20 protein-coding genes and 1 pseudogene are annotated in these 20445 nt (G+C 68.4%); 6 read left to right on the plus strand and 15 right to left on the minus strand.

The features are described 5' to 3' along the window. The first annotated feature begins 171 nt into the window (after positions 1-171). Both QE397_RS20850 and QE397_RS20855 read left to right on the plus strand, forming a co-directional pair. Positions 172-1587 carry a sugar porter family MFS transporter gene (locus tag QE397_RS20850; protein WP_056441079.1) on the plus strand — a complete coding sequence of 472 codons (1416 nt, stop codon included), beginning with the start codon at positions 172-174 and terminating at the stop codon, positions 1585-1587. A 37-nt stretch (positions 1588-1624) separates the two neighbouring features. Next, the gene (locus QE397_RS20855; RefSeq protein WP_027506099.1) at positions 1625-1981 is read left to right on the plus strand and encodes a universal stress protein; all 357 of its coding nucleotides are present in this window, start codon (positions 1625-1627) and stop codon (positions 1979-1981) included. Positions 1982-2006: 25 nt separating this feature from the next. On the opposite strand, the gene QE397_RS20860 is transcribed toward QE397_RS20855, so the two are convergent. Together QE397_RS20860 and QE397_RS20865 are read right to left on the minus strand one after the other, a co-directional pair. Then, entirely contained in the window at positions 2007-2612 is a 606-nt protein-coding gene (locus QE397_RS20860; RefSeq protein WP_027506100.1) for a lipocalin family protein, read from the minus strand. Further along, positions 2609-4741 carry an MMPL family transporter gene (locus QE397_RS20865; protein WP_307097086.1) on the minus strand — a complete coding sequence of 711 codons (2133 nt, stop codon included), beginning with the start codon at positions 4739-4741 and terminating at the stop codon, positions 2609-2611. Before QE397_RS20865 ends, QE397_RS20860 begins: the two co-directional genes overlap by 4 nt. A gap of 183 nt (positions 4742-4924) precedes the next feature. Between QE397_RS20865 and QE397_RS20870 the strand changes: the two genes are divergently transcribed. Next, a complete protein-coding gene (locus QE397_RS20870) occupies positions 4925-5356 on the plus strand; it encodes a MarR family winged helix-turn-helix transcriptional regulator (RefSeq protein ID WP_051613432.1) in 432 nt (143 codons plus the stop codon). On the opposite strand, the gene QE397_RS20875 is transcribed toward QE397_RS20870, so the two are convergent. From QE397_RS20875 to QE397_RS20905, 7 genes are all read right to left on the minus strand, one after another. Next, positions 5357-5791, minus strand: a complete 435-nt coding sequence (locus tag QE397_RS20875) for a VOC family protein (RefSeq protein WP_307097089.1) — start codon at positions 5789-5791, stop codon at positions 5357-5359. It lies immediately after the preceding gene. Positions 5792-5800: 9 nt separating this feature from the next. Further along, positions 5801-7246 (minus strand): threonine synthase, encoded by a 1446-nt coding sequence (gene thrC, locus QE397_RS20880; protein WP_307097092.1) that lies wholly within the window; start codon positions 7244-7246, stop codon positions 5801-5803. A 109-nt stretch (positions 7247-7355) separates the two neighbouring features. Beyond that, complete coding sequence (locus tag QE397_RS20885; RefSeq protein ID WP_307097094.1) at positions 7356-8201, minus strand: type IV toxin-antitoxin system AbiEi family antitoxin domain-containing protein; 846 nt, start codon at positions 8199-8201, stop codon at positions 7356-7358. An 88-nt stretch (positions 8202-8289) separates the two neighbouring features. After that, positions 8290-9093 (minus strand): DNA-formamidopyrimidine glycosylase family protein, encoded by an 804-nt coding sequence (locus QE397_RS20890; RefSeq protein WP_222632264.1) that lies wholly within the window; start codon positions 9091-9093, stop codon positions 8290-8292. Between the two features lies 1 nt (position 9094). Further along, positions 9095-10186, minus strand: coding sequence for a spore photoproduct lyase family protein (locus QE397_RS20895; protein WP_307097097.1), 1092 nt, complete (start codon positions 10184-10186; stop codon positions 9095-9097). A gap of 9 nt (positions 10187-10195) precedes the next feature. Then, positions 10196-11245 carry an adenylate/guanylate cyclase domain-containing protein gene (locus QE397_RS20900; RefSeq protein WP_051613418.1) on the minus strand — a complete coding sequence of 350 codons (1050 nt, stop codon included), beginning with the start codon at positions 11243-11245 and terminating at the stop codon, positions 10196-10198. Further along, the gene (locus tag QE397_RS20905; RefSeq protein WP_307097099.1) at positions 11238-11690 is read right to left on the minus strand and encodes a 1-acyl-sn-glycerol-3-phosphate acyltransferase; all 453 of its coding nucleotides are present in this window, start codon (positions 11688-11690) and stop codon (positions 11238-11240) included. The genes QE397_RS20900 and QE397_RS20905 overlap by 8 nt, the downstream gene beginning before the upstream one ends. Positions 11691-11725: 35 nt before the next feature. Here QE397_RS20905 and QE397_RS20910 point away from each other — a divergent pair, with 35 nt between their 5' ends. After that, positions 11726-12088 carry a hypothetical protein gene (locus tag QE397_RS20910; RefSeq protein WP_307097102.1) on the plus strand — a complete coding sequence of 121 codons (363 nt, stop codon included), beginning with the start codon at positions 11726-11728 and terminating at the stop codon, positions 12086-12088. Here the strand turns inward: QE397_RS20910 and QE397_RS20915 are convergent. The 4 genes and pseudogenes from QE397_RS20915 to QE397_RS20930 form a co-directional block, all read right to left on the minus strand. Beyond that, positions 12073-12795: pseudogene (locus QE397_RS20915) on the minus strand (HAD family hydrolase); the annotation flags it as partial. The gene QE397_RS20910 and the pseudogene QE397_RS20915 overlap by 16 nt on opposite strands. Then, positions 12684-14957 carry a glycerol-3-phosphate 1-O-acyltransferase gene (locus QE397_RS20920; protein WP_307097104.1) on the minus strand — a complete coding sequence of 758 codons (2274 nt, stop codon included), beginning with the start codon at positions 14955-14957 and terminating at the stop codon, positions 12684-12686. The gene QE397_RS20920 and the pseudogene QE397_RS20915, both read right to left, overlap by 112 nt. 138 nt (positions 14958-15095) lie before the next feature. Beyond that, on the minus strand, positions 15096-15590 hold the full coding sequence (locus tag QE397_RS20925; RefSeq protein WP_027506110.1) for a pyridoxamine 5'-phosphate oxidase family protein: 495 nt from the start codon (positions 15588-15590) through the stop codon (positions 15096-15098). Positions 15591-15635: 45 nt separating this feature from the next. Next, on the minus strand, positions 15636-16235 hold the full coding sequence (locus QE397_RS20930; RefSeq protein WP_222649917.1) for a CatB-related O-acetyltransferase: 600 nt from the start codon (positions 16233-16235) through the stop codon (positions 15636-15638). A 146-nt stretch (positions 16236-16381) separates the two neighbouring features. Between QE397_RS20930 and QE397_RS20935 the strand changes: the two genes are divergently transcribed. Together QE397_RS20935 and QE397_RS20940 are read left to right on the plus strand one after the other, a co-directional pair. After that, complete coding sequence (locus QE397_RS20935) at positions 16382-17143, plus strand: DUF6319 family protein (protein ID WP_307097107.1); 762 nt, start codon at positions 16382-16384, stop codon at positions 17141-17143. Positions 17144-17202: 59 nt separating this feature from the next. Then, positions 17203-17874 carry a S1 family peptidase gene (locus QE397_RS20940; RefSeq protein ID WP_307097109.1) on the plus strand — a complete coding sequence of 224 codons (672 nt, stop codon included), beginning with the start codon at positions 17203-17205 and terminating at the stop codon, positions 17872-17874. An 86-nt stretch (positions 17875-17960) separates the two neighbouring features. On the opposite strand, the gene QE397_RS20945 is transcribed toward QE397_RS20940, so the two are convergent. Then, on the minus strand, positions 17961-18428 hold the full coding sequence (locus QE397_RS20945; RefSeq protein WP_037185983.1) for a DUF6764 family protein: 468 nt from the start codon (positions 18426-18428) through the stop codon (positions 17961-17963). Between the two features lie 138 nt (positions 18429-18566). Further along, positions 18567-20300, minus strand: a complete 1734-nt coding sequence (ilvD, locus tag QE397_RS20950; RefSeq protein WP_027506114.1) for a dihydroxy-acid dehydratase — start codon at positions 20298-20300, stop codon at positions 18567-18569. Positions 20301-20445: the final 145 nt, after the last annotated feature.

The following is a 20445-nucleotide window of genomic DNA, read 5'->3' on the forward strand; positions in this document are numbered from 1 at the left end:
CCGGACCAATCATCTCAGATTCTGAATAGTTGAACAACTGAGAGATATACCGGTGTCGAGGGGAAAATGATGTGATCCACTTCTCAGGGTGCCGAAACTATGTTAAGACATACAGACATAGTTCGAGCGTCGCTGGGCGGCTCGGACCCGCCACGCCGACGATGGGATGTCATGTCTTCGCAAGTCAGCACCACGGGAAGTGCACTACCGCCGGACGCACCCGGTCCCCACTCGCGTCGCCTCGGCGTCATCGCCGTGGTGGCGACCTTCGGTGGCCTGCTGTTCGGATACGACACGGGCGTCATCAACGGCGCGCTGGAGCCGTTGAAGGAGGACCTGTCGCTCACGGCCTTCACCGAGGGCTTCGTCGTCAGCATCCTCATCTTCGGGGCGGCCATCGGCGCACTGGTCGGGGGCCGACTGTCGGACAAGTACGGCCGTCGGCACAACATCCTGATGCTGGCCGGCATCTTCGTCCTCGGCACTCTGGGCTGCGTTCTCGCCCCGTCGTGGGAGGTGCTGGCGGTGTTCCGCTTCATCCTCGGCCTCGCGGTCGGCGGAGCGTCCGCGACCGTGCCGGTGTACCTCTCGGAGGTCTCACCGTTCGAGCGCCGCGGTTCCCTGGTGACGCGCAACGAGGTCATGATCGTCAGCGGCCAGTTCGCGGCCTTCGTGATCAACGCCCTCATCTTCAACATCTGGGGCGAGCACGACTCCGTCTGGCGCTACATGCTGCTGGTCGCCGTGTTGCCCGCGTTCGCACTGTTCTTCGGCATGCTGCGGATGCCCGAGAGTCCGCGCTGGCTCGTCTCGCAGGGCCGGGACGACGACGCCCTGGCGGTGCTGAAGCAGGTGCGGTCCCCCGAACGTGCGGAGGCCGAGATGGCCGAGGTGCACGCGCTGGCCGAGGAGGAGAAGCTCTCGCAGACCGGCGGCGCGGCCGACCTGTCGGTGCGGTGGATCCGACGGTTGATCTACATCGGTGTGGGACTCGGTGTGTTCCAACAGTTCACGGGCATCAACTCGGTGATGTACTACGGCACCCAGCTCCTCGGCGACGCCGGATTCTCGAGCAGCTCCGCCATCATCGCGAACACGCTCAACGGCCTCTTCAGCGTCCTCGGCATCACGGTCGGCCTGCTCATCATGAATCGGATCGATCGCCGAACGATGCTGATCGCGGGCTTCTCACTGACGACGCTCTTCCATCTCCTGGTCGGACTGTCCGCACTGCTGCTGCCGGACGGCACCGCCAAGGCATACTTCATCCTCGTCTTCGTCGTGCTCTTCGTCTTCTGCATGCAGGGCACGATCGGGCCGCTGGTCTGGTTGATGCTCGCAGAGATCTTCCCGCTCAAGATCCGCAGCTTCGCCATCGGTGTCTGCGTGTTCATGCTGTGGATCGCCAATGCTGCCGTTGCACTGGCCTTCCCGCCGGTGGTCGACGCGCTCGGCATCGCGCCGACGTTCTTCATCTTCGTCGGACTGGGCATACTGGCCCTGGTCTTCATCATCACGCAGGTGCCGGAGACCCGCGGTCAGAGCCTGGAGGAACTCGAGGCCCGGTTCCGCCGCGAGTACTCCTGACACGATCACCCCACTTCGAGAAGGACGGCGAGACATCATGGCAGTACTGGTGGCAGTGACCGACAGCGACGAGGGCCGACACGCACTGTCGGAGGCGGTGTCGGAGGCGCGCATGCTCGAGACCGACGTGATCGCGGTGAACCTGACCCTCGGCGCGCTCGACACGAGCGACGTGGGCGGTGACGTGGCGGTGCGAGTGATCGACCGGGCGGGGCGCGAGGACCGCGACCCGGTGATCGCGGTGATCGACGAGATCGAGGCGCACCCGGAGGTGACGCGACTCGTGATCGGGATCAAGAAGCGCAGTCGGGTGGGAAAGGCATTGCTGGGCAGCGTCAGTCAGCGTCTGCTGATGACGTCACCGGTGCCGGTGCTCACCGTTCGACCCAGCTGAGCCGAACGGTGAGCGGTGGCAGAGGTCAGACGGTGCAGAGCGGGCGGATCTCGTTGCTGCCCTGAGTGGTCGGCGACGTCAACAGCAGGCAGGCGTTGTAGCCGCGGCTCTCGACGACGCTCCGGATCTGCTTCCACTGATCGGCACTCACCTGCGGCGACCGCGACAGGACGAAGCCGGACGTGCGGAACGGGTCGCCCACCAGCGCCCACGAGTAGTCGTCGGCGATGTAGGTGACGATGTAGTTGGTGGGACCCTCGGGATTGTCCTGGGTGGGCACGCCGGGGAAGCTCACGTGCAGCTGCGCCTGCGTGACCGGATCGTTCACCCGGGCGTTGCCGATGATCTCGTTGGCTCCGCCGTCCCAGCGGGTGCAGTTATTCTGCACGCGCACGTTGCTGGGGTCGAGCACCTGGTAGTTGGCCCGGGTGTCCTTGGCGCAGTTCAGGTTGAACGGCTGCGGGACGGCCGCGATCTGCCACCAGTCACCCGCGTAGCGCTGGACGTCCAGCTGAGCGATGGGCTGCAGCGGCTCGAACAGGGGCTGCGCGGACGCGGCGCTACCGCCGGCGAGCAGAGCTCCGGTGACCAACGCTCCGGCGACTGCCGTGCGGATGATGCTGCGGATCATGAGGTGACTCCTTCTTTCGTGGCGTTCGGACTGTCTTCGGAGTGCGGGTCGAGTTCGGTCGGCCACCAGATGCGGGGACCGATCAGGGTGAACAGGGCCGGAATCACGATCGTGCGGACCACGAAGGTGTCGAGCAGGATGCCGAGGCCCACGACGATCCCGAGCTGCGTGAGCAGAATGAGGGGCAGGACGCCCAGCACGGTGAACACCGCGGCGAGCACGATGCCCGCACTGGTGATGACCGCGCCCGTCGACGCGACGGCGCGCACGATGCCCGTCCGCGTCCCGTAGGACGGTGTCTCCTCGCGTGCCCGGGTGACGAGGAAGATCGTGTAGTCCACACCCAGGGCCACGAGGAACAGGAACCCGAACAGCGGCACGTTGTCGCCGAGGGCGGGGAAGCCGAAGATGTTCTCGCTGGCCCAGCTGCCGATGCCCAGAGCCGCCAGCGTGCTGAGCACCGTCGTGGCCACGAGCACCAGGGGTGCGAGGGCCGACCGGAGCAGAACGAACAGCACCAGCAGAACCACCAGCAGGATCACCGGGATGATCACCAGGCGGTCGCGAGCTGCGGCATCGGACGTGTCCAGCGCCTGCGCATCGCTGCCGCCCACCAGAGCGTCGGCACCCGTGATCGGTGCGACAGATGCACGCAGGTTCTCGACCGCGGCGAACGCGCCGTCGGAGGACGGTTCCGCGTCGAGCACGACGGACCACTCGGTGAGACCGGTGTCGGAGGTGCCGGGCCGGGAGTCCGCAGTTCGGGACACCGACACCACGCCGTCGGTGTCCTGCAGCGCTGCCTCGACCTCCGAGGCCGCCGCGGTCCGGGAGACGACCACGGTCGGATCTGACTGCCCCGCCGGGAAGTGCTCGGCGAGCGTGTCGATGCCGGTGACGGATTCGGCTGTGACGCGGAACTGCTCGGTCTGCGACAGGCCCACGTTCGTTCCGACGAGGCCGAGAATGCAGACGGCCAGCGCGACCAGCGACACCGCCGCGGCGCGGCCGGGTCGACGACCGACGGCGTTGGCGACGCGGAAGAACACGCCCTTGTCCGTCGGCTCGGGATCGCCCACGCGAGGAACGAACGGCCAGAACAGCTTCCGGCCGAACAGCGAGAGCAGTGGCGGAAGAACGAAGAGCACGAAGACGGCGGCGACCACGAGACCGGCCGCGGCCAGACCGCCCAGGCTGCGCGTACTCGGCAGAGTGCCCAGCAGCAGCGTCAGGAGCGCGAGCACCACCGTCGCGTTGCTGGCCACGATGGCCGGGCCGGCGCGTCGCACGGCATGGTGGAGGGCGACCCGGTGGTCGCTCTCGCGGCGCAGTTCCTCGCGATACCGGGAGATGAGCAGCAGCGCGTAGTTGGTCCCGGCGCCGAACACCAGGACGCTGGTGATGCCCGAGGTGCTGCCGTCGAACGAGAGCCCGGTGAGCCCGGACACGGCGGTGCCGACCGTCGAGGCGACCCGGTCACCGAAGCCCACGACGGCGAGCGGCACGAGCCAGAGAACCGGTGACCGGTACGTGGCGATCAGCAGCAGGGCCACCACCAGCGCGGTGACGCCGAGCAGCGTGACATTGGCCCCGGAGAAGGAGTCGGCGATGTCGGCGGCGAACGCGGGACCGCCCGTGACCTGCGCCGTCAACCCGTCGGGGAGGCCGTCGGTGGCAGCGGTGCGCAGCTCGGTGACCAGATCGGCCAGTCCCGTTCCGGACTCCGACGTCGACACCTGGACGGGGGCGATGGCCGCCTCGCCGTCGGGTGCGGGAACGACCGGGGCGTCGGGCGCACCCGCGTCCACCCCGCGCTCGACACCGTTCATCCGCATCCTCGCGGCAGCGACGTCGGCGAGGTCCTGTTCGGACAGAGAGCCGCCGTCGGCGCGCGTCACCACGAGGATCACCGGCGAGAGGTCGGAGTCGGGGAATTCCTCGAGCAGGGCGTCGACCCGTGCCGATTCCGCGTCCGAGGGGAGCGATGTCGGTGAACTCTCGGCGGCGGAGTTGCTCCCGACGCCGCCGATGAGCGCGCCGGCGGCAAGGACGACGAGCAGGGCGACGATCCAGGACCGAGGCCCCGAGACGAGGCCGGCCACGCGGTTCCACACAGAGTTGTCGCTCACCGGAAAAGTGTCTCAGTTAGTTGATCGTTAAGCAACTGAGACATTGCTCGGAGGTCCGGCGAGTACGCTGACACCCGAGTTTTCGAAGGAGAATCTGTGTCAGCACACGAACGGTCGGAGCGGTCCGACGCGACCGACGCCGACGGTGCCCGGCGCGATCTCGAATCCACGATCGCCGCCGACATGCGCGCCATGACAGCCGAGTCGGATCAGCTCGGCCGTGTGTTCGGCTCTCGACACCACCTCAGCGCGAACGACTTCCGAGCCCTGCTGCACATCATGGTCGCCGATGTCGGTGGACGTCCGGTGTCGCCCGGCGAGCTCGGCTCTCTCCTCGGACTCTCCTCCGCCGCCATGACGTATCTGGTGGAGCGGATGATCGCGTCGGGTCACATCCGCCGCGAACCCGACACGCGGGACCGACGGCGGGTCATCCTCCGCTACGACGAGCCGGGAATGGACGTCGCACGGCAGTTCTTCGGCCCGCTCGGACAGCACGTCCACGAGTCGCTGTCCGCGCTGCCGGACACGGATCTCGCTGCGGCGCACCGTGTGTTCGGAGCTCTCACCGACGCCATGCAGACCTACCACCAGGAGATCAAGAGCACCGGGTGATCAGGCCCCGAGCTTCTGAGCGAACATGACGATGATGCCGCTGGGTCCGCGCACGTAGGTCAGTGCATAGACACCCTCGTAGTTCGCGACACCGCGCAACGGGTGGCAGCCGTGCCGAGCGGCCACTGCCAGAGCCTGCTCGAGGTCGTCGACCTCGAAGGCGATGCGATGCATGCCGATCTGATGCGGGAGCGTCGGTTCCGTTTCGATCATGGTGGGATGGCGGTTCTGGAACAGCTCGATGCGGCCCGCCCCGTCCGGCGTCTGCAGTATCGCGATGTCGGCGTGATTGCCGTCCAGACCCACCGCCGTGTCGGCCCACTCGCCCTGGACCGTGTCACGGCCGAGGAGTGTCAGACCCAGATCGGTGAAGAACGCGATGGCCTCGTCGAGGTCGCGTACCGCGATCCCGACGTTCTCGAGTCGTATCGACATCGCTCGACTCTAACGACCGGTGTGCTCCACGATGACGTCCTTCACGCGATCGACGTCCGCGGGGACGACGTCGAAGCGCTGCGGCAGGTCCTCGATGCCCTCGAACGCCGGTGGACGCTCGGGTTCGGTTCCCAGCGCCTCCCGCACGATGTCCGCGAACTTGGCCGGCAACGCGGTCTCGAGCACGATCATGGGCACGCCCTCGCGCAGGTTCCGGCGGGCGACACTCACGCCGTCGGCGGTGTGCGGGTCGATGGTCACGCCGTAGCGCTCGGCCACGTCGCGGATGGTCTCGACGCGGTTCGCGTGCGTGCTGCGGCCGGACACGAAGCCGAACTCCTGGATGCGATCGAACTCGGGAGTACCGGAGAAGTCGAAGCCGCCGTCGGTGTCGAGCGCGCGGAACAGCTCACCGAGCCGGACCGCGTCCTGATCGACGAGGTCGTAGAGGAAGCGCTCGAAGTTGGACGCCTTGGAGATGTCCATGCTGGGGCTCGAGGTGTGGTGGGTCTCGGCGGCCGCGCGGGGACGGTAGACACCCGTGCGGAAGAACTCGTCGAGGACGTCGTTCTCGTTGGTCGCGACGACGAGCTGGTCGATCGGCAGGCCCATGCACCGGGCGATGTGTCCGGCGCACACGTTGCCGAAGTTGCCGGACGGCACCGAGAACGACACGCGCCGGCCCGGCCCGTCCGTCGCGAGGAGCCACCCGTGCACGTAGTAGACGACCTGCGCGACGACTCGACCCCAGTTGATCGAGTTGACGGTGCCGATGGCGTGGTGCGCCTTGAACTCGGCGTCCTTGGAGACGGCCTTGACGATGTCCTGGCAGTCGTCGAAATTCCCCTCGACCGCGAGGTTCACGATGTTCTCGTCCTGCAGGCTGAACATCTGGGCCCGCTGGAAACTGCTCATCCGGCCGTGCGGGCTCAGCATGACGACGCGGATGTTCTTCTTGCCGCGCATCGCGTGCTCGGCGGCGCTGCCGGTGTCACCCGATGTCGCGCCCAGGATGTTGAGCTCCTCGCCGCTGCCCGCGAGGGAGTACTCGAACAGGTTGCCCAACAACTGCATCGCCATGTCCTTGAATGCCAGCGTCGGGCCGTTGGACAGCCCCAGGAGATGGAGCGAGGTGCCCTGCTCCTCGCCGAGTGGACGTAGCGGGGTGATGAGTGACGTGTCGTCGCCGGGTCGGCCGTTCGAGTAGACCTCGGCGGTGTACGTCCGGCGCGTGATGTCGCGGAGGTCCTCCGCGGGAATGTCGTCGGCGAACTTCGAGAGCACCGCGAAGGCGAGGTCGGCGTAGGACAGTGAGCGGAACGACTCGAGCTCGTCGGCGGTCAGCTGCGGGTACTCGGCCGGCAGGTAGAGACCACCGTCGGGGGCCAGGCCGCCGAGGAGGATGTCCGAGAAGTGCTGGGGCAGGTTGTGACCCCGCGTCGACTGATACTGCATCTTCGTCTCTCTCTCCGGTGGCGCGCCCGGCTGACAACTGTGCCACATCCGCCGGTCCGGACCGGATCTGGTGCAGTGAACCGTGGAGAGCACGGGTAGCTGCACCGGATCATCCGGTGACGAAGCGTCGCACCTCGGCAGCCACCTCGTCGGGCCGTTCGGCGAGGTCCCGCCACGTGTACCGCAACACCGTCCACTCCCTGCTGAGGACGTTCTGTCGGATCCGGTCGCGGTGGAACGCGGCGCTGTCCGAGTGGAAGGCCCACCCGTCGATCTCCACGCAGACCCTGGCGTGCGGGAACGCGAAGTCGAGGATGTAGCCCGCGTACGGCAGGTTCACCCGCAGTCCGGTGATGTGTGCGGATCTCATGATCCTGCGGAACAGCCGTTCGGCCTCGGACCGGGCACCGCCCTCGGCGGCGCGCAGGAGCTGCTCCGCTCGCACGTACCCGCGACGTCCGGGGTTGCGAGCGTGCGCTCGTCGGAGATGGTCGAGGGTCATCGTCTTCTGCAGGGCGCGATCCATGACCTCGGGGCCCAGCACCGTGGACGCCTCCAGAACGGTCAGCGGCGTCCTCGTCACGAGGACACGGCGCACGATCACGACGTCGATGCTCGGCAGGTCGCGCCGGCGCACCCGGACGCCGGTGATTCCGCGACCGGAGCCTGTCCGGGGCACGGTCACCTCGATCGTCTCCGGGGCCCGCGGAAGCATGCGATACCAGTACGCGGCTGCAGGACCGGACAGCGCGCCCGTACTCGTGGACCACACCGCGCACCGGATCCGCGCGTCGTCGGTGAACGGTCGGTCGACGGCGAAGAACACTCCGCGACTCGTGCGCCGCCAGCGGCCGGTGTGGACGCGCCACTCGATGGCCTCGGGGGTGAGTCCGGCGGTGCGGGCCTGCGCGGTGGTCACCACCCCGTCCTGCTCGGCCAGCAGTCTCTCGATCATCTCGCACTGGACGCGCGCGCCTCCGCGGCAGTTCCGTGGATCGGATCCGGTGCAGTGAACCGGGTACAGCACGGTCGGCTGCACCGGATCACGGCCGCTCCGGCCCCGGCTGGCAGTGCGGGCACCACCAGGTCCGCCGTCGTTCCGGATCTCCCGGCACCTCGGCGACCACGCGGACGGTGGTGCCGCATCGCAGGCACGGCTTGCCCGCGCGACCCGCCACCCAGTGCTGCCGACCTGGCCGGGTGTCTCCGGTGGTCACCTGCATGGCCCGCGGGGTGGACACCGAGTGGCGCATCGCCTTGCGAGTGAGGGCGACCAGTCGAGTGGCATCCACGTCGCACGCCGGCACCCACGGCCCGAGACCACGAAGGAAACACAGTTCGTTGGCCCACAGGTTGCCCGGACCGGCCATGACGCGCTGATCGAGCAGTACCGCGACGATCGGGCGCGGGTCCCGCGCGATGTTCGCCGCCGCCTGCGCGGCGTCGAAGTCGTCGTGCAGCGGATCGGGGCCGAGATACGACAGCGCCGCGTCGACGTCGCGAGTGGTGGAGAACTCGACCACCGGGAGCAGCAGCCCGTACGCGGTGGGCCCGTCGCGCACGGCCAGCCGCACGCGCACGTCGGGATCGAGGCGACGGGGCAGTCGTCGGCCGGGCGCGGTGACGGTCCACGACCCCGTCATCCTCAGATGCGTGTGGAGCGTCAGGTCGCCGTCGAGATCGGTGAGCAGGTGTTTGCCGTGCGTCCGGTGCCGTTGGATCGTGCGTCCCGCGAGGTTCTCCGTCGCATGTGCGGGGACGTTCAGCCGGCCCTCGGCCAGTTCCCGGCCGTCCAGCGCCGCCCGCAGACGTGCCGCGAGCGCGTGGACCGTGTCCCCCTCCGGCACGTCAGGTCCAGTACAGGAGCTGCGCCGCGGGCAGGACGTCCCGTAGTTCCTCGGTGAACCAGCTCTTCATCTCCGCCATGGTGTCCTTCGGGTAGACGTACTTGACGCCCCCGAACTTCGAGCGCTTGGCCGAGCGCGAGTCCTCGTCCATCTCGAGCTTCGTGGCCGGGTACCAGCTCAGCAGCACGTCCTTGCTCGACGGAGTGAACCGGTGCGTGATGATCTCGGCGGTGAGGTCGACGTCCGGGACGTCGGCCAGCGCCGCCGCGATGTCGGCGAGGAGCTCGCCGTACTGCTCGCGCCAGCCGGGTACGGGCATGATCGGAGCGATGGTCACGCCCACCGGGTACCCCGCCTGTGCAAGCGCACGCAGCGCCGCGATGCGCGCGGGCATGCGAGCCGTGCCGCCCTCGAAACGGTTCCCGATGTCGCGGGCGTTGACCGACAGTCGCACCCGGGTACGCCCGCCGTGGTCGAGGCCGACCAACTCGGCGACATCGTCGAACTTGGTGGTGAAGCGGAGGGAGGCGCCGGGTCCGAACTCGCCGGCGCCGACCCGTGAGATGGCGGCGGCCAGTGACCCGGTGACGTGCTCGATGCCGAGAGGGTCGGTGTAGCAGGACATCTCGAAGGTGGTGCCCTCGTGTCCACGCTCGGCGGTGCCGCTGGTGATGGTGCCGCGGCCGACATGCGTCGCGATCGGGGCCAGGACGTCGTCGAGATTGGCGTACACCCGAGTGACAGGTGGGCCCGACAGCGAGCCGGCGAGGTAGCAGTACTGGCAGTGCGCCGGGCAGCCCTTCGCCAGGTCGATGCGCCAGTCGGCGCTGGGTGGGATGGGTTGCGGCTTAAGCGCACTGGGCGGAGCGACCACGACCGCGAGCGTCGACTTCGCCCGCGCGTAGGTCTCCCGCTCGGACTCGCCGCGCAGCCCCGTGAGGCGATCCGCCGGGAGGACGTCGATGTCCGACACACCCGCCGCCTCGCACCGCCGCACGATCTCGGTGGTGTGTGGCAGTTCGGCGGCCGACTTGGTGATCATCACCCGCCGGGGTGTCCACAGGCGGGTCGGAGTGAGCAGTGCATCCGTCATCACCTGATGTCAACGCTCGGTGTCGCGCGATCCTTCCCGCTGGTGATCGCGATTGCGACGCAGCGCGTAGGTGCGTAGCTTGCTGAAACCGCGCACCCGCAGGGGTCGTAGCGACTTGAGGTAGAACTCGTCCTCGCCCGACAGCGCGTCGGCCGTCTCGCTGTCCACCAGCACCGTGCCGGGGTGCGCGTTACTGGTCAGGCGGGCAGCCATGTTGACCACGGACCCGTACAGGTCGCCGAAGCGGGCGAGCACCGGACCCACGGCGATGCCGACGCGCAGCGCGGGAACGTCGTCCCGGTCGGCGAAGGCGTCGTGCAGCTCCAGGGCGATCCGTGCCGCGTCCCGGGGGTCGGTGGTCTGGAACATCACCTCATCGCCGACGTTCTTCACCACCGATCCGTGGCCGCGGGCGATGATCGTCGTGGCCACCGACTCGAACTCCTCGAGCAGCGAGGTCAGCTCGGAGACATCGAGTCGACGGGTGAGCGAGGTGTAGCCGACCATGTCCGCGAAGCCGACCGCGAGCACCGTGTCGGTCTCCCCGCTCGACTCGACGGACAGTGCGCGCCCGGCCACCGCGGCGAGATGGCGCCGCCACACGTAGTTCTGCAGTTTCTCCATGGTGGGCACCGTGTCCGCGGCGGTGACCCGGGACTCCGATCGAATGGCGTCCGGATCGGCGGCGTCGGCAGCGATGCGCGAGCGGATGTAGGAGTTGACGACGCCCACCTGCCACTCGGCCAGTCGTGACATCGACTGCCCCAGCGTCCGCGCGACCGCCACCTCCATCGACTTCTCGACGACGTTCTCGTCGACGAGTGTCGTGAGCAGGCGCAGCGCCTCGATGTCGGCATCGGTGAACATGACGGCGTCCGGATCCGGGCTGACCGGGAAGCCCATGGCGATCCACAGTTGTTGCGCGCGTTCGAGATCCACGTTCGCCAGCTCCGCGACCTGATCGCGGGTGTACGTGGGTTCCTCTCCCAGCAGGGTCTGTTCGACCTCGTTCTGCCGGAAGGTGGGCCGGCCGGCGTCCGGTGGGCCCTGGTCAGGCATGGTCGAGAGTCCGCTCGTAGACCGCCCGGACCTCCGCGATGTGCTCGTCCAGTGTCTCCGCCGTCCAGTCCGTCGTCGGGATCGGTTCTCCCACAGTGACGGTGACGGTGCCGGAGTGCGCGGTGAACGAGGACTTCCACATCACGTCGCCCGCTCCCTGGAGGATCAGGGGAACCACCGGGACCCCGGCCGCCATGGCCAGATGGAACCCGCCCTTCTTGAAGCGCCCCAACCGCTCCGTCGGCATGCGGGTGCCCTCCGGGGCCACGGCCACCGACACGCCGCTGTGGAGCTTGTCGATGGCCGGCTTCATCGCTTCGCGCGCCGCGGCGTTGTTCGATCGGTCGACGTAGGCCACGTCGAAGAGAGCCCCGAGGGGGGCGAACCGGGGGTCGCGGCTCAGTTCCTTCTTCGCGACCGGCCGTGATGTCCCGACGCAGGACACGGGCGACGACGATCATGTCCATCGTGGACTGATGGTTGAACAGGAACACCGCCGGTCGGTGGCTCCAGGCGTTCTCCTCGTTCACCACGTTCACCGTGATGCCGGTGAGGGCCAGAGCGACCTCCGGTGCGACGGCGTTGGTGACGTTGGCGCCCACTCGGCGGCTGCCGCTGAGCACGCCCAGGGTCGCACCCAGTCCGGCACTCGCCAGGACCGAGCCGAGGGCGGCGACGCTGCGCACGGTGGACGTCAGATCGGCTCCGCGCGTGGGCCTGCGCAGCTGGACACGGGACCAGCCGCGGTCACGCGCCGTGCGGTCGAGTTCGGGGTCCGGGTTGAGCGCGACGGGACGACCGACGGCCTCGAGCATCGGGACGTCCTCGATGCCGTTGGAGTAGCCGAAACACACGGAGGTGTCGACGCCCTCGGCCGTCGCCCAGTCCTCGATCCCCTCGGCCTTGCGCGGACCCCACAGCGACCGGCCGTCGAGGAGGCCGGTGAGGACGCCGTCCGGCCCGATCTCGGGGTGGGTGCAGATCAGGTCGTCGAAGCGGAGGTCGTCGACCACGGGCTGAGCCTGGTACGGGGTCGCGGACGTCGACATCACGACGCGGTGACCGGCCCGGCGATGCGCGGCGACGAGGGTGCGGACCTGAGGAAAGATCTGCGAAGCGATCTCGGAGCGGAAGAGCCGCTGCGCCTGCTCCATCAACTCGTCGTGCGTCTTGCCGGCCAACGCGTGCACGGCCTTGTCCATCAGGTTGTCGACGGTGGTCCCGCGCACCCGCATCTCCACGACGGCGCTGCTGATCTCCCACAGCTCGAACAGGTCGACGTCGAAGCGGCGAAGACGTTCCTTGAACACGGCGGTCGCGGAGTAACCGTCGATCACGGTGCCGTCGAAATCGAAGAACGCCACCACGTCCGGACCCTTCGGAGCCTGTGCGACCTCGTCGAGCAGATCCTGGAACGTGTGTGCTGGGTGAGTGCTGGTCACCGGTGCCCTCCGGAAGCGTTGTCTGGTCGATCGGGTGCGTCCGCACCGTCGACGGAGTCGAGGGCCACGTGCACCATCGTGCGGATACGTCTGCTCACACGTCCCCACGCCGCGATGTCCGCAGCGAATTCCTGACGGCGGGAAGCGATGTCGTCGTCCTCGGTGGACAGGAGACCACGATTGTCGGCCAACTGCAGGGCGGTGTCGAAGAGCTCGTTCGAGATGGCCTCGCTGTGCTCGAGCTGCTGTCGGAGTCGCCGCGACTGCGCGACGCCCAGGCAGTCGTCGAGGAACGACACCTTGTCGAACTTCGCACCCGGTGTGAGGGTGAGCAGCTGGTCGGCCACCACCTGATACGCCTCGAAGATCGGCTGCAGTACCCGGTGCGCCAGATGAAAAGGCTGCGACTGCAACGACTTCAGCGCGTATCCGGGTCGATCGAGACCGGTGCGCCAGTGCGGATCGATGAGATCGACCTCGGCTTCGAGGCGCTCCCCGAACTCACGCTTCTCGCCGAAGAAGAACTCGAACTTCAGCATGTCCCGCAGTTCCAGCGCGGACTTCCACAGATCGTCGGCGGCCACCTCGCCCGTGGGGCAGTCCTCGGTGCGCAACACCACCAACTCGCCGATCGCCCGCATCACGAAGAAGTGAATGGCGTTGTTGCGGAAGAACGACGCGACGAGATGCTTGTCCTGCGCGAGCAGGAACAACGGCTCCGGGCCGTCGTCGAAGCGCCGCACCACACCGGCCGCGACCTGCGCGCGCACAGCGGCCGTCATGACGTCGATGTCGGTCAGATCCACCCCACCCGCCGTCGGGAGACCACGCTGCTGGATGTACGACGCCAACGGCTCGATGATCGACCACATCTCACGCTTGTTCAGCGCGCGGTCCTCGATACCGAGCATCGCCATCGCCACCAGCGCCGCCGGCGTCACCGGAGTGGACTCGTTGATGGCGTGCGACACCGCCAGCGCCGCACGCTGCACCGCGACCCGCTTGTCGTCGTACTCGTCGAGGAACTGCCGTGCCGACATCGGAGTCCCGAACCGCAGGTAGACGGTTCCGCGTAACTGGCCCTGGGCGCGGACGTACCCGATGGCCATCCGGATTCCCTCGGTCTGCTTCGTCGCACCGTGCGACTCCTTCGCCATCTCGCCGACCTCGTGCAACCGGTCGTAGGTGATGGACGTCGGGACGAGGTACGCGTCGGCCGCCGTACTGTTCTCGAGCGCGTCGAAGAGGTAGGTGAGCAGGCCGAAGCGCGGAGGCCGGAGCTTGCCGGTGCGAGACCTGCCACCCTCGATGTACCACTCGAGGTTGAACTTCTTGCTCAACAGGAAGCTCATGTACTGGCGCAGGGTCCACTTGTAGACCGCGTCGGAGAACTTGCGCTGGATCAACACCACACCGCTGCGCTTCGCGAGCGGGCCGATGGGCCAGAACCCGACGTTGATGCCGCCCATGACGTGATTGAGCGGGAAGCCCTGCTCGAGCAGGGCGGGGCGCAGAACCAGCGGGTCGAGGTAGGAGCGGTGGTTCGGCAGGAAGACCAGGGGGAACGACTTGTCCAGATCGCGCAGCTCGGCGAGCTTCTCGGTGTCCACCTCGACGCGGTAGGCCCGCGAGAAGAAGGCACCGAGCTGGCCCCAGAGTTCGACGGCACCCTTGTTCTCGGTGGCCACCATCTCGTCGAGGATCTCGTGAACCCGAGCATTGACCGCCGACACCGGGGTGTCCACCGAGGCCGCCAACTCCGCCAGATCGGCGCGGAACTGCGAGCGCTCCGTCATCTCCTCGACGACGAACCGCGGCACCTTGTACTCGCTGCCGATGACCTCACGCTCGGCCTTGTCCAGCGTGAGGCTGGCCTGCCGCGCGATGTAGGACGACAGGGAGCGGCCGGCCGTCGCCTCGAACCGCTCACGCAGCGCCGACAACGAGGCGGGCTCACCCTCGATGATGCGCGGCTCACCGCGGCGTGCCCGGCCCACCCGGAGACCGAATCCCTTACGCGGAGCCTTGGTCCAGCTCACCCGCAACGGAGTGATGAGTGGATCGGCGCCACCGGCCCGCTCGGTGAGTTCGTCGAGGGCCTTGCCCGTCATGACGACCGACTCCGGACGGCCGTCACCGTGGTGGCGGTCGATCCAGTCGTCGGCCGCGTGGACGTCGACGTCGGAGACCGCGTCGATGAGGAAGACCTGATCGTCGGAGGACGAGGATCTCCCCGTCAGCGGATGCTCGGTCGAATCCAGTTGAGACATGTCCGCTCGCCTTCCCCCTCCGATGCGCCACCGGTGGTGGGCCGTGCACGTGATGGTCCGCAACGCTACGCCCGGGACAGGTACCCCGGTGCCACTTTCACGAGCCGCCCCGGCCGCGGAACCGAAGTGGTGCCTCCGTCACGACATGTCGACCTTCTCGTTGTCACCCACGTCCGGCTTGTCGCCCGTGATGCGCGACTTGGCGTACGCGATGAGCGTCGAGACCTTGGACCCCGGCGCCGACCAGAACTCGGCTCCCTCCGACTCCACCCGGATGAGGACGACCTCGTCGGACTCGGGACCGTTCTCGAACCACGCGGCGACGCCCTGGCTCCAGAGATCCTTCTTCTTCGCGTCGTCCAGCACCACGCTCGCGCGCCCCGACAGCGAGACCCACGACGTGCCCGACTGGAACGAGACGTTGACCGACGGATCGGAGCGGATGTCGGCCACCTTCCTCGAGTCGTTCGCCGCGAAGAACCACAGATCGCCGTCGAACTCGGTCTCCTGCAGAGCCATCGGCCTCGCCTTCAGGTGGCCGTCGGTGCCGTGGGTGGTGAACATGCAGAGCTTCGCGTCGGACAGCAGTTCTGCGACGCGGGCGGTGCCTTCGGTTCTCTCGTCAGTAGTCATGGGGCACGGCTACCCGCGGTGGTGGTGGCGCAACCGGAAGGCGGGTCAGGAGACGCCGTACTTGGCGACGAACCCGTCGAGATCCGCGCTCTGCAGGTCTGCGGCACGGGCGAGAACGTCGCTGTGCGGCCAGTCCCACCACGCGATCCCCTGCAGTGCGCGGGCCGTCTCCTCGCTCGCGCGTCGTCGGATCGGCTTCGCGGGGACACCGCCCACCACGGTGTAGGGCGGCACGTCCTTCACGACGACCGCCCGTGCGGCGATGACCGCCCCGTCCCCGATCGTCACTCCCGACATGATCATGGCGCCGAGGCCCACCCACACGTCGTGGCCGATGCTGACGTCCCCCTTGGTGCGCGGCTCCGCGCGCCGGGTGCGGTCCGCCGGTGGGAAGACCTCGGTGAACGGGTAGGTGCTCACCGCATCGGCATCGTGCTCTCCGCCGAGCAGTATCACGGACCCGTGTGCGAAGGAGCAGTATTTGCCGATGGTCAACCGGCCGCCGTCCGCCCAGCCGACCATGGGCTTGCCGTAGGTCCAGTCGCCGATCTGGTGCCTGCGGTAGCGCCGCAGCCGGTTGGTGAGCGGGATGCGCCGATTGCGTCGTACTCGATCTCGCGCCGGTGACGGAAAGGGCAGTCTCATCCGATCGAGGCTAGGTGGCAGGACTCGGTGCGTCGAACGGTGTCGGTGGGTCGTGCAAAACTTCTGTCGCGTCCGTTCTGCCCCACGCCCGGACTCGCCGATCCCCAGCCACGACCCGCTCCACTCACGACGAGAGGCACCCGATCATGAGCGCTCCCGCCCGGCGCCGCGCCCCCCGACCCGGCGAGGCGCTGTCCGCCGAGGACCTCGCGACTCTCGAGGCGGGGCTCGCGGCCGGTCGCCGCGTCACCGTCTACCTGCGGGAGGCGACGCCGTCCCTCGGCCTCGAGGCGGGCGCCTCGGCGCGGGTGATCTCGATCGACGGCACCACGGTGACGGTGAGCCCCAAGGGCATCGACGACCAGCTGCCGTACGAGGCGGACGAGTTGCGTCTGAGCAAGGACGCGCCGGCGCCGGCGCGCAAGGCCACGAAGGTCGCTCCGCGCACGACGGCGGCGCGCCCGACAACCCGCCCCGCCGTGGTCCCACCCCCCGTCGTCCCACATGCAGCGACGCCCCGATCGGAGACTCCCGTGCCCGAGAAAGCAGCACCCGAGAAGTCGGTGGCCACGCCGGCTCTCGCGCCGGAGACGTCGGTGAAGCCCGCGGTTCGGCCGGCTCGGCGCACGAAGGCGCAGCCCGCGCCGGTGTCGGTGACCGTGACGTCGGGGCCCGACGATCAGTGGACCGTCACCGTGTCGCACGGTGCGAAGAAGCTGGCCAAGCCGTCGGACGTGACGGCAGACCGGGTCCTCCGCGCGATCCGCGAACTGGGCGACGATGTGGCTTCCGCTGCCGTCGAGGACAAGATCGAGGCGGCTCGGGCTGCCGCGCTCGAGCGGGTCGAGGCCCTGAGTCGGGAACTCGACGAGGCACGCCGCGCGCTCGATCGACTGAAGAACGAGTAGAAGCGTCGCGTTCCGGGTCCCGCGTATTGCTACGGTGTGCGTGACCTCGGAGGGGATACATGCTCAAGAAACTCGTGCTCATTGCCACCACAGCGCTGGCGCTCGCCGGCGGGATCGGCGCCGGAACCGCGTCGGCCGCACCCGTCGCCGTGCTCGGTGGCGGATCTGGAGTGCTCGTCGCAGACAGCACCGGCAAGGGCAAGTTCGACTGCACACTGACCACCATCGGCAACGACGCCGCCGGTCGACTCGTCGGCATCACCGCAGGTCACTGCGGCGTTCCCGGTGATCTGATCGGCGCCGAGTACCTGCCCGACGCGGGCGCCGTCGGCCGCATCGTGAGCTCGGTCCCCGGCCTCGACTACGCCGTCATCGAGTTCGATCGGGGCCGCGTCGCACCGACCAACCGCGTCGGCAACGTGACCATCACGGGCGTGGGGGCGCCCGCGACCTTCCCCGGCATCATGTGCAAGGAGGGCCGCACCACCGGTAACACGTGCGGCATCACCTACGGGGAGCTCTTCCAGAACGACCGCACCTACACGCAGATCTGCGTCCAGCAGGGTGACTCGGGCGGCCCGGTCGTCGCCGGCACCACGTTGGTGGGCATGGTCAACGCGTACCTGGGCATCCCGTGCATCGGTCCCGAGGTGGGCACCAACATCCAGACGGTGCTCGACGACATCAACCGCGGCGGCGGCGTCGGTACCGGGTTCACCGTCACGGGCTGATCGCCGGACCCCAGCCACACGACGAAGGCCGTGACTCCCGAGAGGGGGTCACGGCCTTCGTCGTGTCGGCTGGGTGGAGCTGTGGATCAGTTGACGCGCAGGCACGCCTTCAGCGTGGTGAGGTCGCCGGCGAATCCGGGGCCGTCGCAGGTGACGCCACCGAGGGAGTCGACCGTGACGGTCGAGCCCGGTGCCGCGATGGCGATGGACAGACCCGGGTTCAGGCCGAGTGCCTCGGCGACGGAACCCGGTCCGAACGCGATGGCGGCCGGTGCCGCGTAACCGACGGCCGAGCTGCTGGCGATGCCGCCGTTGAGGCCGAGCGCCAGGGCGAGGGCGTTGCGGCTGGCGTCGGCGGACGCGTCACCGTAGGCGGCAGCGGCGCTGGAGGCGTCACTGGTCGCCGAGCACAGGCCACCGGCGGGCACGGCGTCCGCACCGAACGGTGCCTGGCATGCCGTGACCGGTGCGGCCGAGGCGGTGGCGGGCAGGAATGCGGCGACACCGAGTGCGACGGTGAACGCTCCGGCGATGGTTCTCTTGACGACTGACATGACGTGGGTTGCCCTCTCCCGAAAACGATCGACGGCAACGATCGTTGCCGCGTCTTATCCTCGAAGAATGCCCCCGCCGGGTATCAGCCAACTCTGCCGACGGTCACGGTCAGGTCACGGTCTTGTCACCGCGCGGTCTCAGCTGCAGACGGCGCCCTGCGACGCGGACCCCACGAGCTTGGAGTACTTGGCCAGCACGCCACGGGTGTAGCGAGGCGGAAGCGGTGCCCACTCCGCCTTGCGTGACTCGAGCTCGGCGTCCTCGACCAGCAGGTCGAGCGTGCCGTTCGCGACGTCCAGGCGGATGCGGTCGCCGTCGCGGACGAACGCGATCGGTCCGCCGTCGACGGCCTCGGGAGCGATGTGCCCGACACACAGGCCCGTCGTGCCACCCGAGAACCGACCGTCGGTCATCAGCAGGACGTCCTTGCCGAGGCCCGCGCCCTTGATGGCTCCGGTGATCGCCAGCATCTCGCGCATGCCCGGGCCGCCCTTGGGGCCCTCGTACCGGATGACGACGACGTCGCCGGACGTGATGGTGCCGTCCTCGAGAGCGTCCATCGCGGCGCGCTCACGCTCGAAGACGCGGGCGGTGCCCTCGAAGACGTCGGAGTCGAAGCCTGCCGACTTCACGACGGCGCCGCCGGGAGCCAGCGAGCCCTTCAGAATCGTGATGCCGCCGGTCGGGTGGATCGGCTCGCTCATCGCGCGCAGCACCAGACCGTCGGGATCCGGCGGGGCGATGTCGGCGAGGTTCTCCGCCACCGTCTTGCCGGTGACCGTGAGGCAGTCGCCGTGCAGCAGGCCGGCGTCGAGCAAGGCCTTCATGACGACGGGAACGCCGCCGATGCGATCGACGTCGGTCATGACGTGGCGGCCGAACGGCTTCACGTCGGCGAGGTGCGGCACCTTGGCGCCGACGCGGACGAAATCGTCGAGGGTGAGTTCGACACCTGCCTCGTACGCGATCGCGAGCAGATGCAGCACGGCGTTCGTGGAACCGCCGAAGGCCATGACGACGGCGATGGCGTTCTCGAACGCTTCCTTCGTCATGATGTCGCGCGTGGTGATGCCGCGACGCAGCAGTTCGACGACGGCCTCGCCGCTGGCACGAGCGAATCCGTCGCGACGCTTGTCGGGAGCGGGCGGGGCGGCGCTGCCGGGGAGCGACATGCCCATGGCCTCGGCCGCGCTGGCCATCGTGTTGGCGGTGTACATACCGCCACAGGCGCCCTCGCCGGGGCAGATCGCGCGTTCGATGGTGTCGACGTCCTCACGCGACATCAGGCCGCGCGAGCAGGCGCCGACGGCCTCGAACGCGTCGATGATGGTGACCTGGTGCTCGCTGCCGTCCGAGAGCGTCGCGAAACCGGGAAGAGTGGAGCCCGCGTAGAGGAAGACGCTCGCGAGGTCGAGGCGCGCGGCCGCCATGAGCATTCCGGGCAGCGACTTGTCGCAGCCGGCCAGCAGCACGGAGCCGTCGAGGCGCTCGGCGCTGATCACGGTCTCGACCGAGTCGGCGATGACCTCACGGGAGACCAGCGAGAAGTGCATGCCCTCGTGGCCCATGGAGATGCCGTCGGACACGGAGATGGTGCCGAACTCGAGGGGATAGCCGCCGCCCGTGTGCACACCCTCCTTGACCGCCTTCGCCAGGCGATCGAGCGAGAGGTTGCACGGGGTGATCTCGTTCCACGACGACGCGACGCCGATCTGGGACTTGCCCCAGTCCGCGTCGCCCATGCCGACCGCGCGCAGCATGCCGCGCGCTGCGGTCTTCTCGAGACCGTCGGTGACGTCGCGGCTGCGGGGCTTGACGTCGGCCGTGTCGGCGCTGGTGGAGGTGGTGGCGTCTGCGGGGGTGCTGCTCATGGCAAAAACCCTAGACCGCACCGGAATCACCGATCATCGGGCACCGGACTCGACCTCAGCCGCCGTGACCGTTCCGTTATCAACCAGTGACCCGATCGCGACACTCGCGATGCGCTACCGCGTGGTAGCGCTGGCATCGTCATGC

It is taken from the genome of Rhodococcus sp. SORGH_AS_0301, assembly GCF_030818285.1.
GTDB lineage: Bacteria > Actinomycetota > Actinomycetes > Mycobacteriales > Mycobacteriaceae > Rhodococcoides.

Coding starts and splice junctions, on each gene's coding strand:
- QE397_RS20940 (WP_307097109.1), top strand. CDS start 17,203: ATGCTCAAGAAACTCGTGCTCATTGCCACCACAGCGCTGGCGCTCGCC.
- QE397_RS20945 (WP_037185983.1), bottom strand. CDS start 18,428: ATGTCAGTCGTCAAGAGAACCATCGCCGGAGCGTTCACCGTCGCACTC.
- QE397_RS20895 (WP_307097097.1), bottom strand. CDS start 10,186: ATGACGGATGCACTGCTCACTCCGACCCGCCTGTGGACACCCCGGCGG.
- QE397_RS20925 (WP_027506110.1), bottom strand. CDS start 15,590: ATGACTACTGACGAGAGAACCGAAGGCACCGCCCGCGTCGCAGAACTG.
- thrC (WP_307097092.1), bottom strand. CDS start 7,246: ATGCAGTATCAGTCGACGCGGGGTCACAACCTGCCCCAGCACTTCTCG.
- QE397_RS20870 (WP_051613432.1), top strand. CDS start 4,925: ATGCGCGCCATGACAGCCGAGTCGGATCAGCTCGGCCGTGTGTTCGGC.
- QE397_RS20930 (WP_222649917.1), bottom strand. CDS start 16,235: ATGAGACTGCCCTTTCCGTCACCGGCGCGAGATCGAGTACGACGCAAT.
- QE397_RS20850 (WP_056441079.1), top strand. CDS start 172: ATGTCTTCGCAAGTCAGCACCACGGGAAGTGCACTACCGCCGGACGCA.
- QE397_RS20885 (WP_307097094.1), bottom strand. CDS start 8,201: ATGATCGAGAGACTGCTGGCCGAGCAGGACGGGGTGGTGACCACCGCG.
- QE397_RS20875 (WP_307097089.1), bottom strand. CDS start 5,791: ATGTCGATACGACTCGAGAACGTCGGGATCGCGGTACGCGACCTCGAC.
- ilvD (WP_027506114.1), bottom strand. CDS start 20,300: ATGAGCAGCACCCCCGCAGACGCCACCACCTCCACCAGCGCCGACACG.
- QE397_RS20860 (WP_027506100.1), bottom strand. CDS start 2,612: ATGATCCGCAGCATCATCCGCACGGCAGTCGCCGGAGCGTTGGTCACC.
- QE397_RS20935 (WP_307097107.1), top strand. CDS start 16,382: ATGAGCGCTCCCGCCCGGCGCCGCGCCCCCCGACCCGGCGAGGCGCTG.
- QE397_RS20900 (WP_051613418.1), bottom strand. CDS start 11,245: ATGCCTGACCAGGGCCCACCGGACGCCGGCCGGCCCACCTTCCGGCAG.
- QE397_RS20855 (WP_027506099.1), top strand. CDS start 1,625: ATGGCAGTACTGGTGGCAGTGACCGACAGCGACGAGGGCCGACACGCA.
- QE397_RS20920 (WP_307097104.1), bottom strand. CDS start 14,957: ATGTCTCAACTGGATTCGACCGAGCATCCGCTGACGGGGAGATCCTCG.